At 69.6% G+C, this 15,845-nt stretch carries 10 protein-coding genes; 4 read left to right on the top strand and 6 right to left on the bottom strand.

The window, feature by feature from the left end; translation table 11 throughout:
• From zwf to pgl, 3 genes are read left to right on the top strand one after another with little or no spacing between them, the layout of a single operon-like run.
• The gene (zwf, locus tag ACFZAT_RS07250) at nt 1-1,533 is read left to right on the top strand and encodes a glucose-6-phosphate dehydrogenase (protein ID WP_391261319.1); all 1,533 of its coding nucleotides are present in this window, start codon (nt 1-3) and stop codon (nt 1,531-1,533) included.
• Nucleotides 1,530-2,546 carry a glucose-6-phosphate dehydrogenase assembly protein OpcA gene (gene opcA / locus ACFZAT_RS07245; RefSeq protein ID WP_391261316.1) on the top strand — a complete coding sequence of 339 codons (1,017 nt, stop codon included), beginning with the start codon at nt 1,530-1,532 and terminating at the stop codon, nt 2,544-2,546. Before zwf ends, opcA begins: the two co-directional genes overlap by 4 nt.
• A complete protein-coding gene (gene pgl / locus ACFZAT_RS07240; protein WP_391261314.1) occupies nt 2,543-3,328 on the top strand; it encodes a 6-phosphogluconolactonase in 786 nt (261 codons plus the stop codon). Before opcA ends, pgl begins: the two co-directional genes overlap by 4 nt.
• A gap of 244 nt (nt 3,329-3,572) precedes the next feature.
• Here the strand turns inward: pgl and ACFZAT_RS07235 are convergent, their stop codons facing one another.
• The 6 genes from ACFZAT_RS07235 to ACFZAT_RS07210 form a co-directional block, all read right to left on the bottom strand.
• Nucleotides 3,573-3,884 carry a hypothetical protein gene (locus ACFZAT_RS07235; RefSeq protein WP_391261312.1) on the bottom strand — a complete coding sequence of 104 codons (312 nt, stop codon included), beginning with the start codon at nt 3,882-3,884 and terminating at the stop codon, nt 3,573-3,575.
• A gap of 88 nt (nt 3,885-3,972) precedes the next feature.
• The gene (locus tag ACFZAT_RS07230) at nt 3,973-4,254 is read right to left on the bottom strand and encodes a hypothetical protein (RefSeq protein ID WP_391261310.1); all 282 of its coding nucleotides are present in this window, start codon (nt 4,252-4,254) and stop codon (nt 3,973-3,975) included.
• A gap of 999 nt (nt 4,255-5,253) precedes the next feature.
• Entirely contained in the window at nt 5,254-5,775 is a 522-nt protein-coding gene (locus tag ACFZAT_RS07225; RefSeq protein WP_391261307.1) for a GNAT family N-acetyltransferase, read from the bottom strand.
• Nucleotides 5,776-5,862: 87 nt separating this feature from the next.
• Complete coding sequence (locus ACFZAT_RS07220; protein WP_391261305.1) at nt 5,863-6,672, bottom strand: transposase family protein; 810 nt, start codon at nt 6,670-6,672, stop codon at nt 5,863-5,865.
• A 2,076-nt stretch (nt 6,673-8,748) separates the two neighbouring features.
• Nucleotides 8,749-10,416 carry a glucose-6-phosphate isomerase gene (gene pgi / locus ACFZAT_RS07215; protein ID WP_391261303.1) on the bottom strand — a complete coding sequence of 556 codons (1,668 nt, stop codon included), beginning with the start codon at nt 10,414-10,416 and terminating at the stop codon, nt 8,749-8,751.
• A gap of 176 nt (nt 10,417-10,592) precedes the next feature.
• Nucleotides 10,593-14,636, bottom strand: coding sequence for a hypothetical protein (locus ACFZAT_RS07210; RefSeq protein ID WP_391261301.1), 4,044 nt, complete (start codon nt 14,634-14,636; stop codon nt 10,593-10,595).
• A gap of 227 nt (nt 14,637-14,863) precedes the next feature.
• Between ACFZAT_RS07210 and ACFZAT_RS07205 the strand changes: the two genes are divergently transcribed.
• The gene (locus ACFZAT_RS07205) at nt 14,864-15,829 is read left to right on the top strand and encodes a LuxR C-terminal-related transcriptional regulator (protein WP_391261298.1); all 966 of its coding nucleotides are present in this window, start codon (nt 14,864-14,866) and stop codon (nt 15,827-15,829) included.
• Nucleotides 15,830-15,845 lie beyond the last annotated feature (16 nt).

Below are 15,845 nucleotides of genomic sequence, written 5' to 3'. Positions count from 1 at the left end.
TTGTCTGGTGTTCCCGGAGCCAACCCGCTCCGTGACGCCCAGGACCGACGGCTCCCGCGCATCGCGGGGCCGTCGGGCCTGGTCATCTTTGGCGTCACGGGCGATTTGTCCCGTAAAAAGCTGATGCCCGCCGTGTACGACCTGGCCAACCGCGGCCTGCTGCCGCCGGGCTTCTCACTCATCGGTTTCGCGCGCCGCGACTGGGAGGACGAGGACTTCGCCCAGGTCGTCCACGACGCGGTCAAGGAGCATTCCCGTACCCCCTTCCGCGAAGAGGTCTGGCAGCAGCTCAGCCAGGGCATGCGCTTCGTGCAGGGCAACTTCGACGACGACGTGGCCTTCGAGACCCTGAGGGCCACGATCGAGGAGCTGGACAAGGCGCAGGGCACGGGCGGCAACTTCGCCTTCTACCTGTCCGTCCCGCCGAAGTTCTTCCCCAAGGTCGTCCAGCAGCTCAAGAAGCACGGGCTGGCCGACCAGAAGGAAGGCAGCTGGCGGCGCGCCGTCATCGAGAAGCCGTTCGGCCACGACCTGAAGAGCGCGCAGGAGCTCAACCAGATCGTGCACGACGTCTTCCCGCCGAACGAGGTCTTCCGGATCGACCACTACCTCGGCAAGGAGACCGTCCAGAACATCCTGGCGCTCCGGTTCGCCAACACGATGTTCGAGCCGATCTGGAACCGCAGTTACGTCGACCACGTGCAGATCACGATGGCCGAGGACATCGGGATCGGCGGCCGGGCCGGTTACTACGACGGCATCGGCGCCGCCCGGGACGTCATCCAGAACCACCTGCTCCAGCTGCTCGCGCTGACCGCGATGGAGGAGCCCGGCTCCTTCCACCCGAAGGCCCTGGTCGCCGAGAAGCTCAAGGTGCTCACGGCGGTGGAGCTGCCCGAGGACCTGGGCAAGCACACCGTGCGCGGCCAGTACACGCACGCCTGGCAGGGCGGCGAGGAGGCCGTCGGCTATCTGGAGGAGGACGGCATCGACCCCAAGTCGAAGACCGACACCTTCGCCGCGATCAAGCTGACGATCAACAACCGCCGCTGGGCGGACGTCCCCTTCTACCTGCGCACCGGCAAGCGGCTCGGCCGCCGCGTCACGGAGATCGCGGTCGTCTTCAAGCGCGCCCCGTACCTGCCCTTCGAGTCCGGAGCGACGGAGGAGCTGGGCGGCAACGCCCTGGTCATCCGGGTGCAGCCGGACGAGGGCGTCACCGTGCGGTTCGGCTCCAAGGTCCCCGGCACCTCGATGGAGGTCCGGGACGTCACGATGGACTTCGCGTACGGCGAGTCCTTCACGGAGTCCAGCCCGGAGGCGTACGAGCGGCTCATCCTCGACGTCCTGCTCGGCGACGCCAACCTCTTCCCGCGCCACCAGGAGGTCGAGCTCTCCTGGAACATCCTCGACCCGATCGAGGAGTACTGGGACAAGCACGGCAAGCCCGCCCAGTACGCGGCCGGCACCTGGGGTCCGGCCGAGGCGGACGAGATGCTCGCACGCGACGGACGGAGCTGGCGCCGGCCATGAAGATCGATCTCACGGAAACCACGTCCAGCAAGATCAACCAGGCGCTCATCTCGGCCCGGCGCGCGGTCGGCGCCCCGGCGATCGGGATGGTCCTCACCCTCGTCATCGTCACCGACGAGGAGAACGCCTACGACGCGCTGAAGTCGGCGAGCGATTCCTCGCGGGAGCACCCCTCGCGGATCATCGCCGTCATCAAGCGGCTCAGCCGGTCGCCGCGCACCCGCCGCGACGCGCGGCTCGACGCCGAGATCCGGGTCGGTTCCGACTCGGGCTCCGGCGAGACCGTGGTGCTCCGGCTCCACGGCGAGCTGGCCAACCACGCCCAGTCGGTCGTCCTGCCGCTGCTGCTGCCGGACGCCCCGGTGGTGGTGTGGTGGCCGCAGGACTCCCCCGCCGACCCGGCGAAGGACGCGCTCGGTGCGCTGGCCCAGCGCCGGATCACCGACACCTACTCGGCCGAGCACCCGCTCGACGAGCTGGCGGTGCGCGCCGACACGTACCGGCCCGGTGACACGGACCTGGCGTGGACGCGCATCACGCCGTGGCGTTCGATGCTGGCCGCCGCGCTCGACCAGCAGCCGGCGGAGATCGTCTCGGCCACGGTCGAGGGCGAGTCGGACAACCCGAGCTGCGAGCTGCTCGCCATGTGGCTCGCGGACCGGCTCGGGGTCCCGGTGGAGCGCACCACATCGGGCGGACCCGGTCTGACGGCCGTCCGGATGGTGACGAAGAACGGCGACATCGTCCTGGACCGGGCCGACGGCTCGCTCGCCACGCTCTGCATGGTGGGCCAGCCGGACCGCGCCGTGGCGCTCAAGCGGCGCGAGACGGCGGAGCTCCTCGCGGAGGAGCTGCGGCGGCTCGACCCGGACAACATCTACGAGTCGACCGTGAAGTTCGGCGTGGACCGCCTCCAGAAGGCGGGCCCGGGCGAGTCGGCCAAGGCACCGGCCTCCGACAAGGCCCCCGCCGCGAAGAAGGCCGCCCCGGCCAAGAAGGCGGCGGCGAAGTGACCGGAGTACCGCAGCTCGTCGTGCACCGCGACAAGGAGCTGATGGCGCAGGCCGCGGCGGCCCGGCTGATCACGAAGATCGTGGACGCCCAGGCCGCGCGCGGCGACGCCTCGGTGGTGCTCACCGGCGGGCGCAACGGCAACGGCCTCCTTGCCGCACTCGCCGCCGCGCCCGCCCGGGACGCGGTCGACTGGTCGCGGCTCGACCTGTGGTGGGGCGACGAGCGGTTCCTGCCGGAGGGCGACCCGGAGCGCAATGTCACGCAGGCCCGCGAGGCCCTGCTGGACGCCGTGTCCCTGGACCCTTCGCGGGTGCACGTGATGCCCGCTTCGGACGGCCCCTACGGCCCGGACGCCGATGCCGCGGCCGCCGGGTACGCGGCCGAGCTGGCCGCCGCCTCGGCGCCGCAGGACCACGGCCCGGTGCCGGAGTTCGACGTGCTGATGCTGGGCGTCGGCCCGGACACGCACGTCGCCTCGCTCTTCCCGGAACTGCCCGGGGTGCGCGAGACCGAACGCACCGTCGTCGGTGTGCACGGTGCGCCCAAGCCGCCGCCGGTCCGGGTCTCGCTGACGCTGCCCGCCATCCGGGCGGCGCGCGAGGTGTGGCTGCTGGCCGCGGGAGAGGACAAGGCGGAGGCGGTCGCCATCGCCCTGTCCGGGGCCGGCGAGATCCAGGCACCGGCGGCCGGTGCGTACGGCCGTACCCGCACGCTGTGGCTGCTCGACGCGGCGGCGGCCTCCCGCCTCCCCCGCGCCCTGTACCCGCCGGCTTCGGCCTGACCGGCCGTCAGCGGCGGTGCCCACGGGCCCGGCCCGCCCCACGGGGCGGGCCGGGCCCGGCGCGTTTCCGGGGCCGGTACGGCGGCCACAGCGGCACCCTGGTGCAGGAGATCCCACACGCGCTCCCTTCTTGAGTGCAGGGCAACGGACGGAGTCGGGCAAGGTGCTCCAGAGCCCGAGCCAGTTCTCTGCATACGCCGCCGGCCGTAAGCCGGTCACTCGGCCGCCGGCATCGCGGCCATGATCAGATTGCCCAGCAGTCCGGGGACTTCCACGCGGCGGCTCGGCCCATCCGCGACTGCTTGTCGCTGCTGTCGGAGGCGGCATCGTCGGGGTGGGCAACATGCCGCATTCCGGTAGCGCTGATCATCGACGAAGCGTCGAGTGCGCATACATCTGGTTCCCGGGTGGGGATGGCGAATCCAGTTTGCAGCACGCTGCGGGCGATCTTCGGGGCCTCGTAGCGAACAAGGTGTCCCCGATAGGCGAAGTCCACGCCATCGGGGACGTAGCGGCCTTGAGCCGAGGACAACGTCGATGCGGAAGGTTCGCTCACTACCCATGCTCAGCTGGGCGGGCGGAATGTCGCCGCGATGGCGTTCACACCGCCATGCTCGGCATCGCCCGGCTACACAACCTCGCCGTCACGGAACGAGCTGGCTCCGTCTGACGCTGAACTCGTCCTCCCCATTGAGGGCGGTGATGCCATGCACGGAGGTGGGAACAGTGACGACGGCGTCGTCCCCCAATGCCGCTGTCGCGGTCTCGACCACCACGCATGCGACGCTCGCTGCCAGCGGATAGTCAGAAAACGGCCCGAGGTCCTCTGCTGAGCTGAAGACCGGAGCCTTGTCGACCAAAGACCGACGCGTGCCCCCCGCGTCACTGAACTGCACCTCTATCCAGCCCGGAAACGCGTCATCCACCCACCGGACCGCCTCAACCCGCAGGTCAACCCCTAGAACCCCCTTCGCAACCAGCCCAACACCTGCGACCAGTATCCAGCGGTAGATCTGCGGCCTGCTTTACGGGACAGCCCTTAGTCAGCTCGGGGCGCGACGGGTTGCGTAGACGACTCCACGCGCAACACCCGGTCCGTGTTCACTTCCCTGCTGCGCTTCGAACAGCGGCCCCGCGGGGGCAGCTCAGCGCACCCCGGGACAGAGCGCGTGGGCTGCGCGGCATGGGGACACCCCCGCCAGGACGAGGCAAGCGCGCAGGGGCGTTGATCGCTCGGACTCCGACTCCTTACTCATCGGTAACGACTTCAGGGCTGGTAGTAGCAAATTCGCCAGGCTGCGCCAGGGCTCACCGTCTTCCCTGCCGCACCGCACATCGGGTGGGATATAGCCCTCGGCACCAGCACACGAAAGGCAGCCATGACACCCAATCCCGAGGCCCGACCCGCTCTCGAACTCCGATTAGGTGGATTGCATCTGACCGTCCAGCGCGTCCCCGGGTGGCTGGTCACAGCCCTCGCCACGGCAACCGGGAGCGGTCTCGTAGCATGGCTCACAGCCCGCTGACCCTCACTTCGTCCGGGGCTCCCGACAGCACCAAGATGATCTTTGGCGGGTTTGACGTGGATGGTTTGACTTCGGACGGCCATCGAGCACCCAGCGCGGAATACTAGAGCCATGCCTAACGACGTGAAACGCTCGTCCACCCCTCCAGCCTTCGAACTCCGCTGCGGTGGACTCCACTTGACGGTCATCGTAGATGGTGAACGGTCCACGCGGAACGGTGCGTCTATCCAGAACTATGCCGACCCTGATGTTAAACAGCCGGGAAAGCCAAGTGAGCTTTGAGCTGTCGTACAGGACAGCTTGGCGTTCGAGCTTACGGGAAACGGTCCTGTACTTATCACCCAGTGAGGTTTTCTCAGTGGTGATCGTTCGTCTCGGGTGATCTGGTCCCGTGCAGGCTCAACTGAGGTTGTCGGTCGGTTCCCGGACCATGCGCACGTTCGGCAGTTTGCCTTGCCAGAGCTCTCGCTCGTCTGTGGCCTTGAACCCGTAGCGTTGGTAGAAGCGGATCGCGCGCTCGTTGTAGTCGGTGACCCACAGGCGAATAGGTGTGCCCCCTGCCCAGGTGAGGAACTCGCCCATCATTCGGCCTCCGATTCCCCAGCCCTGGGCTTCCTCAAGCAGGTACATCGGCCCGAGGGTGACCACCTCGTCCCGGCGACCGCAGAGGAAGCCGACGATCTCCCTCTCCGAGCGGACGACACGGCAGAACAGCACATCTGGCTGCTGCCTCGCCGCCTCGATGAACTCCCGCCACTGGGAGATTCCCTCCTCCGAGGCAGAAGAGCCGCGGTGTTCACGGATCCAGTTCTCATCGATCCCCGCGTGCTCGCAGGGATACGTCTCCAGCCAGACCCTCAACTGCAGCGGGCCCAGGGAGTCGGCGTCGTCAGCATCGGGAGCTTCGATCACGTGGGTCATGGGGACCATCCTCGACGAAGCTCCCCGAGCGGTTCGCGCGATTTTTCGATCCCGTCGCCGCGAGCCACAGCCCTGACTCGGAGCGGATCACTTCCAGATTCCATTGAGGACGAGGGCTGCGCGGGCGATGTCGCCGATCCGGCTGGGGCTGAGCGTGACGTACTGGAGGGTGCGCCATCGCTGCTTGAGCTCGGCGGCGGTGCGCTCGCCCAGGGCCCGGACGTGCCGGAGCAGGGTGTTGAACATGCGGGTGTCGACGTGAAGTGCCTGTTCGGACTTGCCCTTTGGGCGGCGGACGGGGATCAGGATGCCGATGCCCGCGCCGATGTAGCCCTTGTCCGCCAGGGTCGGCAGGCCGTCGGCGGCCGCCCTGTAGAGGGCAGGGAGTGCGTGGATGCGGGCTGCGGTGATGTCGGGGACGCTGCCGGGCTCGACGTCGGCGACCCACAGCGGGGTGCCGTCCGGCGCGGACAGGAACTGGATGTTGCCGCCGAATGCCTTGTGCTTCTGGCTGAACCACAGATCGTTGCCGATCTCGCGAACACCGGTGAGGCGGTCCGATTCGATCAGGGTGCCGTCGAGGATCACGTGTGTCGTGCCCTCGCGCTGACAACCGTTCAGGACGTCGTGCAGGTCGGGGGCCTGGTCGGCGAGGACGTCGATGCCCTCGTGCAGGTAGCGGTAGCCGGTGGCCTGGGAGACGCCGGCGTCGCGGGCCAGGCAGTGCACGCAGCCGCGCTCGCGGAACCAACGCAGCACCAACACAGCCTGTCGGAAGGGTCCGAGCGCCCGGGAGCCCTTCGGGGTGCCGATCCGGCGGCGGTGGGCGGCCAGGTGACGGGCGAGGAACTCGACGACGTGGCGTGGGACGTCGAGCTCGGCAACATAGGTGACCAACGTGAGGCCTCTGGTTGAGTGGACGATCTTGTGAGAGAGACCTGTCCTACCAAGGGCCTCGCGTCTGTCCGCGACCGGGACCCTGCTCCGTCCACACGGTTCACATCACTTCGCGAAGATCATTTCGTTGAGAAGACCTCAGTGAATGGGTAACGCTTGCCCTCACGTATTCAGGTGTAACCAAAAGGCCGGTGAGCATGGACGGCAGGAAGTAACACATTTCCGTTGATTCGGATTCCAGCGTAGCTAGCTCTGCTGTGACCTTATCCGTCTCGGACTGACTCATTGCACAACGTTCAGCGAGCCGCTCCCCATGGTCAGCGACCGTCGCCGCCGCGCGACCGCACAGCAGACACCACGGATGCCGACGCAGGAAGGCCGTACCAATGCACTGCCAACGCATCTTGTAGCCAGGCTCGTTGGACGTACCACGCTGCTGCTCGGCCTCGCGGCGGTGAGCCTCACACCGGCCGCCACGGGTTCAGACCCGGGCACCCAGGGATCGCACACGGGGGGCGAGGTCTGTGAGGCATGGGGTATCGCCTCCGATGGCAGGTGGGGGTGAAGCTCACACCCTCCCCTGACCTGCTGTTTCCTGGGCTTACATGTTTGAGCCCCTCCAGGGGGTTTGTGTTTTTCCGGGAACCTCGATCCAATAATTTCGTTCACGGATGCTCCAACACAGAGGGAGTCATGTCCGCAGGTCTTGGTGAGCGCGAGAGAGGGCGCCCAGAGCTTGGTCTGCCCCGCGGTGGCGCTAACTTGACGACGCAGCGCATACCCGGGCGGCTAATGCCAACCCTCACCACGGCACGGATAGCGAGCTCGCCTCGTGGGCGACATCTCGATGACGCCTCGGGCCTGCACGTGGCGACGCCGAGCGCAGGCATGAGCACCAGCCTGCCGGTGAGTGTCGCTACGGCGTCGAGGCTTGGACTCCGCAGCAGTGGAGTCCCCTTGCGCGTCCGGCAAAGCGTGTCCGCGCTTGGCGATACGATCGCTCCCTTGGGGGGCGAACTACGCGAGAAGGGAGGTACGTTGACAGACACCGATCCGCCCGAGCGCACTGCTCTCGGCAGATACGGGGTTGGGGTCAAATCGGTCATAGCCACAAACATGCTGAGCGTGGGGGTTGACCTCACCCCGCTTGAACAGCGGCTCGCAGCAAGGCTCTACGGCCCGACATCTCAAGTCGTACTCGCCCCGATTTCTTGCCCTAAATGCGGTGAAGAACCGTTCACCGGCACTGATTGCGCTCTCTGCGGGGGCGATCCGGATGTCGGATACGTCACCGCGCTGCAACTCGCGGGCAGGATACGGCGAGGCCGGGAGTCCGAGGGAGGGGAAGCAAGGTCCGCAAAGGACCGCTTGCGGCAGACGGTAGAGGCGCTACGAAACGCAATTAGCGAGAATGCGCAAGCCCTCGTCGCCGAGTTTCTCGCTGCCCTGGCGAAGGTGCTTGCCTACAGGGTGAGCGATGCACGCCGCAGCCTGCTCATGCTCCTTGCAGCCATTCCGAGCCCACCACAAGACTGCCCTGTCTGGATACCGAAGCCAATCGACACTTCCCCACGGGTCACGCCGCGTGGACCCAACTTCACCGTCCCCATGAGCAATTACCGGGGCGGGCACTGCCGCAGCGCGCTGGGGAGCGTCGTACTAGCTGCGTAGGCAGCCCGCCGACCATGCGCGGTCGGAAGGTTCAAGATCATGTTTTCCCTGCCGGACACGGCCCCGTGGTGGGCTGTCTTGGCTGTTGCTGTCCTCGGCATCATCGTGCTTGGGGTTCGTGGTGTCGTCCGCGCCGTCTGGCCGCAATCGTCCGCTCACCGCAAAGAGCTGTTGCGGGAGTGGCAGCGTCAACGTGAGTTGGAGAGGGAGAGGCAGCGAAAGGAGATCGACAACCGGGAGTAGGGCGTACCGGGGCGGCGCCTAACCGGGTTCCGCCTCGAAGCGCGCGTTCGATCCTGAGTGCTCGCGGACCCGGAGGGCAACCGCTTCTGCGTCATCGACACGACGCACGGCTGAAAGCTTGAGAGGCCCCGCGCCGGAGCGACGGGGCCTCCCGGGCGGGACTCAGCGCCCGCGCAGCTCGCGGTAGGTCGAGACGAGCGCGGCGGTCGAGCTGTCCAGCTGCTCGCCGCCCTTGCCCTCGGTCAGGACGGGCTCGATCTTCTTGGCGAGGACCTTGCCGAGCTCGACGCCCCACTGGTCGAAGGAGTCGATGTTCCAGATGGCGCCCTGGACGAAGACCTTGTGCTCGTACAGCGCGATCAGCTGGCCGAGCACGGACGGGGTGAGCCGGTCGGCGAGGATCGTCGTCGTGGGGTGGTTGCCCCGGAACGTCTTGTGCGCCACCAGCTCCTCGGGGACGCCCTCGGCGCGCACCTCGTCGGGCGTCTTGCCGAAGGCGAGGGCCTGGGTCTGCGCGAAGAAGTTGGCCATCAGCAGGTCGTGCTGGGCGACCAGCCCGGGCAGCAGGTCCTCGACCGGCTGCGCGAAGCCGATGAAGTCGGCCGGGATCACCTTCGTACCCTGGTGGATCAGCTGGTAGTAGGCGTGCTGGCCGTTGGTGCCGGGGGTGCCCCAGACGACCGGTCCGGTCTGCCAGTCGACGGGGTTGCCGTCGCGGTCCACGGACTTGCCGTTGGACTCCATGTCCAGCTGCTGGAGGTACGCGGTGAACTTGGACAGATAGTGGCTGTAGGGCAGCACCGCGTGCGACTGGGCGTCGAAGAACGCGCCGTACCAGACGCCCAGCAGGCCGAGCAGCAGCGGGGCGTTCTCCTCGGCGGGGGCGGTGCGGAAGTGCTCGTCCACCAGGTGGAACCCGTCGAGCATCTCGCGGAACCGGTCCGGGCCGATGGCGATCATCAGCGAGAGGCCGATGGCGGAGTCGTACGAGTAGCGGCCGCCGACCCAGTCCCAGAACTCGAACATGTTGGCCGTGTCGATGCCGAAGTCCGCGACCTTCTCGGCGTTGGTCGACAGCGCCACGAAGTGCTTGGCGACGGCCTCCTGACCGGCCCTCAGGCCGGTGAGCAGCCAGTCGCGGGCGGAGGTGGCGTTGGTGATCGTCTCGATCGTGGTGAAGGTCTTCGAGGCGATGACGAACAGCGTCTCGGCCGGGTCGAGGTCGCGGACGGCCTCGTGCAGGTCGGCGCCGTCCACGTTGGAGACGAAGCGGAAGGTGAGCGAGCGGTCCGTGAAGGAGCGCAGCACCTCGTACGCCATGGCGGGGCCCAGGTCCGAGCCGCCGATGCCGATGTTGACGATGTTCTTGATGGGCCTGCCGGTGTGGCCGGTCCACTCCCCCGACCTGATCCGGTCGGAGAAGGCCGCCATCTTGTCGAGCACCGCGTGCACGGCCGGCACCACGTTCTCGCCGTCGACCTCGATGACGGCCTCGCGCGGGGCGCGCAGCGCGGTGTGCAGGACCGCCCGGTCCTCGGTGGTGTTGATCTTGTCGCCGCGGAACATGGCGTCCCGCAGCCCGAACACGTCGGTGGCCGCGGCGAGTTCGCGCAGGAGCGTCAGCGTCTCGTCGGTGACGAGGTGCTTGGAGTAGTCGAGGTGCAGGTCACCGACCCGGAGCACATAGCCGGATCCGCGCGCCGGGTCCGCGGCGAAGAGCTCGCGCAGCGAGGCGCCTCCCAGCTTCTCCCGGTGCCCGGCCAGGGTCTGCCACTCGGCCGTCTGGGTGAGCCGCGTACGGCTCCCTGCGTGCTTGTCGGACGCGTTCATGTCGGACTTCTGCCTTCTCTCGTACCTGCGTACGGACGGTGCCCCGCGATGTGTCTCCCAACCTAATTGATCAGGACGAATCTCTTCTTCCCTGTCCATGTCGTGGCGGCGAACAGCACACCGGGCCCGCCCCTGGCGGGGGCGGGCCCGGTGTGCTGTTCGGCGTGGTGCGGGGGTCACTTCCAGGCGGAGAGCGCCTTGTCCGTGCCGGCGTTCGGCGAGCCGAGGCCGGTCACCGTGTCGTAGCCCGGTCCGGCGGTGCACTCGGCGCCGCAGTAGCCGTTGCTGCCCGCGGTGATGTCGCGCAGCGCGCCGCCGAGGCCGTAGACCGCGGCGTGGGCGGTGTCGCCCGCCGGGCCTGCCACGGCCAGCGGCTTCTTGCCGGCGGCGGCCCTCAGCTGGTCGGCGGCGGCGATGACGCCCGCCCAGATCGGCGAGGAGAGGCTGGTGCCGCCGACCTGCAGCCAGGTGCCGGTGCCGGTGGCCGAGGTGTAGACGGCGACGCCGGTGTTGGGGTCGGCCACGAAGCTGACGTCCGGGGTGGCCCGGTACGCGGACGGCTGGACGCCGTCCTGGTAGGCCGGGCGCGGCTCGAAGTAGCTCAGGCCGCCGCCGGTGGACGCCCAGGCGGTCTCGCTCGTCGTGTTGCCGTCGGCGTCGAGCACCAGCTTCGTACCGCCGATGGCGAGGGCGTACGGGTTGGTGCTGGAGTAGCCGGCGGGGTGGCCGGCGTCACCGGTGGACTGGGTGCACACCGAGTCGGCCAGCTTGCAGTGCTGGTCGTAGAAGGGCTCCTCGGAGTACTCCCTCATGCCCCAGCTGTTGTTGACGGCGGCCGGATGGTGAGAGGCGGCGACGTCGATGGCCTTCGCCAGGGCGGAGGCGGAGGCATCGGCGGCCTCGACGAGCACGATCTTCGCCTTGGGGGCGACCGAGTGCGCCCACTCGATGTCGAGCGCCGCCTCCTGCGCCCAGCTCGTGTTGGCGGCGGGCTTCGAACCGGTGGCGTAGACCTGCTCGAAGTCGAAGCAGTCGGTGCCCTCGGCGACGGTGTCGCAGGTCTGCGGCAGCCCGAAGTGCTCGGCGAAGTGGTTCAGGTCCGCCTTGGCGCTCGGATAGTCGTAGGCGACGGTGATCGCCACGGTCTGACCGGCGCCGTCACCGGTCAGACCGAGGCGGGTCCGGATCTGCTGCGGCGTGTAGCCCTTGGTGACCTCGTCTGCGGTGGCGCCGGCGGCCGGGGCGCTGGAGTGGATGTCGATCGACGGGGCGGCCCGGCCGATGGGCAGGGCCGGCGTGTCGACGGGGGTGGCCTCTGCTGGGGCGCCGACCGTGGCCGAGCGGGCGGCGGGGGCCTTGGCCGCTCCGGCGGCGGGGGCGTCGGTCAGCTCCAGGACGGAGACGCCGTGCTGGTAGCTGTCCACGGCGAAGGTGTCCGCACCGTAGCCGCCGATGTTCTGGCTGAGGGCGTAGCCGCCCCAGTCGCGCTGGAGGGCGATCAGGTCGGTGGCCTTGTCGCCGTCCAGATCGGCCGGGACGAGGTTGCCCGCCGCCAGTCCGAACTCCCGGAGGCCGGCCTGGACGTAGCCGCCCGCTTTCTTCTCGAACGGCTGGTCGAAGCCGATGATGCCGAGGACACCGGCCAGGAACGTTTCGTCGCCGTCGCCCGTCGTCGCGAATGCGCCCTGGTAGAGAAGGGCGAGGGCACGGGCCAGGTAGGGCGCGGCGCCGTCGGCGGGGTGGACGGTCGCCGCGTTGGTGTGCAGCTCGACCAGGCCCTGGCCGGGCGATGCGGCGAAGTTCTGGAAGGTGGCGGAGCCGGCGGAGTCGTCGCTGGTCAGCACCTCACCGGTGCGCCCGTCGACGGTCTGGACGAGGTGGGTGACCGTGGTGACCTTGTCGCCGCCCCAGGCGAAGGCGACGGCATGACCGTCGGCACCGGGAATGTCCTTGTCGGCGAGGACACCGCCCTGCTGCTCGATCCAGGTGGCGGCGAGGCCCTGGGGCTTCATGGTCCAGAGCTCGGAGCCCTTGGCCGCGTCGAGGGCCACAGCGGTCGGCGCCGGGTCACTGGCGCCGGTGCCGGTCGCCGCGCGGACGCCGCCGTACTCCAGGTAGATCCGGCCGTCGGCCGTGGCGGGCACGGAGTAGACGACGGTCTTGCCGGTCGTGCCCTTGGGCCGGTAGCTCCAGACCGGACGGCCCTCCGCGGTGTACGCGGAGAGCGTGTCACCGGAGGCGATGACATGCCCGTCGGCGACGGCGACTCCGGCCTGGAAGGTGCCGGTGTCCACGTCGGAGAGCGGCTTGCCGTCCTTCGGCACGAGGACCGCGAAGCCGTGCGAGGTGGCGGCGACGATGCGCTGCGCCGCCCGGCCTCGGCTGTCCTTCACCGTTCCGAGCGTCAACTCGCGGATCGAGGCGCTGAGGGGCTGCTTCCACAGGACGCGGGGGCTGGTGCGGTCCATGGTGCGGCCGTCCAGGGCGAAGACGCCCCGGCTCTGGCCGCCGACGACGACGTCCTTCACGCCGTCGCCGTTCACGTCCGTGGCCAGGCCGGTGTAGGCGTCGCCTAGAAGCGGCAGCGGCTTCGCGTCACCGCCCGCGCCGAAGGTGTACGCCGTGAGGTCGTAGCCCACGGTCAGCATGGCGCCCCGGTAGGGCGTCACCTGACTGCCGACGACGGCGCCCTCCCGGACCCACTGGGTACGGCCGCTGGTCGCGTCGATCGCCACGAGCTGGCTGTGCTCCGGCCCGTCGGTACGGGTACGGGTCTGCGCGACCGGATCGGCGACGGCCGCGTAGACCTGGCCGCGGCCGTGCGGGTCGACGGTCAGGGACAGCGTCGGGGCGTTGGGCCGGCCGACGGTGCTGCGGGTGCGGTAGGTCCAGGTGGTGCGGCCGCGCTCGTCCCAGCCGGAGACCGCGCTCGTGCCGTCGGTCAGGTCGGCGTTGATGCCGAGCTCCGCGACGGCGTAGCGGGCCTGCTTGCCGTGGGCGTCCTCATTGACGACGAACGCCTCGGGGATGGTGTTGTCCCGGGAGGTGAGGACGGACCGCTTGCCGGACCTGACGTCGACAGCGGTGAGGTCCCAGCGCACCGCGTCCAGCGGGTCGTTCTGCTCGGCGACCAGGACCCGGTCGGAACCGGGGTCCTTGTGCACGATGCGCGGGTAACCGGGCGTCTTCACATCGGTGAGGACCTTGCCCCTGTCGGTGTCGAGCACCATGACGTGCCCGGCGGCGGGCCGGGGGGTGCCCAGGCCCAACGGCGTGTCGGTCCAGGAGACGGCGACCCGGCCCCGGCCCATGGTCTCGATGTCGGACCAGAGGGCGAAGGGGGCCTCGGTGCTGTACGTCCAGGCGGTGCGGCCGGTGACCGCGCCGTGGGCGCCGCGCTCGAAGGCGTACGCGATGAGCGAGCTGCGGCTGTTCCCGGCCTCGGCCACCGGGTTGTTGCCCCAGTCCGGGCCCGTGACGTTCGCCGCGATCAGCCGGCCGTCCTGGGCGCTCAGCGAACCGACGTACCCGGGCAGCAGCTTGTGCCACAGCATGGTGCCGGAGCGGCCGTCGAGCAGCGAGACGAAGGTGCCCGAGGACAGCTCGGAGCCGGGGCTGGTGAACGGGCGGGCCGGGGAGTCGCCGACGCTGTAGGCGACCGCGATGTCGTCCACGCCGTCGTGGTTGAAGTCGTCCTGGGCGAAGGGGTGGGAGCCGCTGAGCGTCGGCTGGTACGGGTTGTACCCCTGGTGCAGGACCGGGCTGAACTCCTCGGCCTGGTAGACGAGTTTTGGCTTGACCTGCCAGTCGGTGAACAGCGAGTGGCTGGTGCGCTGCCATACGGCGTCGCCGTCGGCGTCGTAGCGGGAGACCGCCCCGCCACTGAAGATGCCCACCCAGTCGTGCGTGCCGCCGAGCGCCAGGGTGCCGGCGGCGCCGCGCGGCGTCTCCCAGCTCGCCTTCGTCTTCAGCGCCTTCGCGGTGCCCTCGGCGGGGGCGGCCGTTCCGCCGCTCCGCTTGCCGGTCTCCGCCGGCTCGTCCCGGGTGCCGGTGCCGGCCTCCCGGGCGGCGGCGACCAGGCCGGGGGTGCCGTCGCTGCGCTGGGTGTACTGCTTGCTGAGGGCGGCGAGGGCGCCGGCGGTCAGCCGGACGGGCCGGTCGGTGCCGGGGGCGGCCTGGGCCGAGGGGGTGCTGAGCAGCGCGCCTGCCGTGGCGAGCACGGCCGCCAGGCAGGCCGCGCGTATGCCTGGCGATCCGCGCCGTATGGGACTCAGTCGTATGGGACTCATGAGAGGGGTGGACTCCACGTGGGTGCTTCGGGGGGTTGTCCGCACTCTTTCAAGGGCTCGCCACCGCGACGAGGGATACGCGTGGCCGGTCCCGGTCAACAGCCGCTCCCGGCCACGGAGTATCGTCCGGGCCACGTCCGGGCGACGAGGAGGCGGACATGCTGGAGCCGGTCGGGCTCGACGAGGGCGCGGAGCGCGCCTACCGACTGCTGCTGCACCGCCTCGGCCTCTCGCCGCAGGAGCTGGCGGACGCCCATGACCTGACTGCCCATCAGGCTCGGCAGTCGCTGGACCGGCTGGTAGCGTCCGGCCTCGCCACGGTCACCGGCCGTCCGGCGCGCTACACCGCGATCGACCCGCGCCACGGCCTCACCGCGCTGATCCGGGCCCGTCAGGCCGAACTGGACGCCGCCACGACCGCGTTGGAGTCGTACGCGGCGGAGTACCACGAGCGCGTGCTGCGCGCCGACCCCCGGCGCCTGGTGGAGGTGATCGAGGGGCCCGCCGCGGTCGCCGACCGGCTGCGCGACCTCGTCGTCGGCGCCGAGCAGGAGATCCTCGCCTTCGACACGCCGCCCTATCTGACCGTGCCCTCCTCGATGGCGGGCATGGAGCGGGACGCACTGGCCCGTGGGGTGACCGTACGGGCGGTGTACGCGGCCGAGGTGCTGCGCCTGCCGGGGCGGGCGGAGCCCGTGAAGGAGCTGGCCGCGCTCGGTGAGCAGGCCCGGGTCGTGCCCCGGGTGCCGCTGAAGATGGTGATGGCCGACCGGCGGGCGGCGATGATCCCGCTGACGTCGAACGAGGAGTCCGTGCGCACCGCCGCGGTCCTGGTCCGGCAGTCCCGGCTCTGCGACGCCCTGGTGGAACTGTTCGAGGCCAAGTGGTTCCAGGGAGCCCCGGTCTTCGCCCCGGCCCCCACCACGGACCGGCCGGACCTCTCCCCCGCCGAGCAGGCGCTGCTGTCCCTGCTGAACTCGGGCTTCAAGGACGAGGCGATAGCGCGGCAGCTCGGGGTGAGCGAGCGGACCCTGCGGCGCCGGACCGCGGAGCTGGTGGAGCGGCTGGGCGCCACGAGCCGCTTCCAGGCCGGGGCGCAGGCCGTGCGGCGGGGCTGGGTGTAGACGCGAGGGAGCCGGG

Origin of the sequence: Streptomyces sp. NPDC008163, assembly GCF_042956885.1 — a bacterium.
Classification (GTDB): domain Bacteria; phylum Actinomycetota; class Actinomycetes; order Streptomycetales; family Streptomycetaceae; genus Streptomyces; species Streptomyces drozdowiczii_A.
The sequence above is the reverse complement of the archived record's forward strand: the minus strand, read 5'-3'. Positions and strand labels throughout refer to the sequence as shown.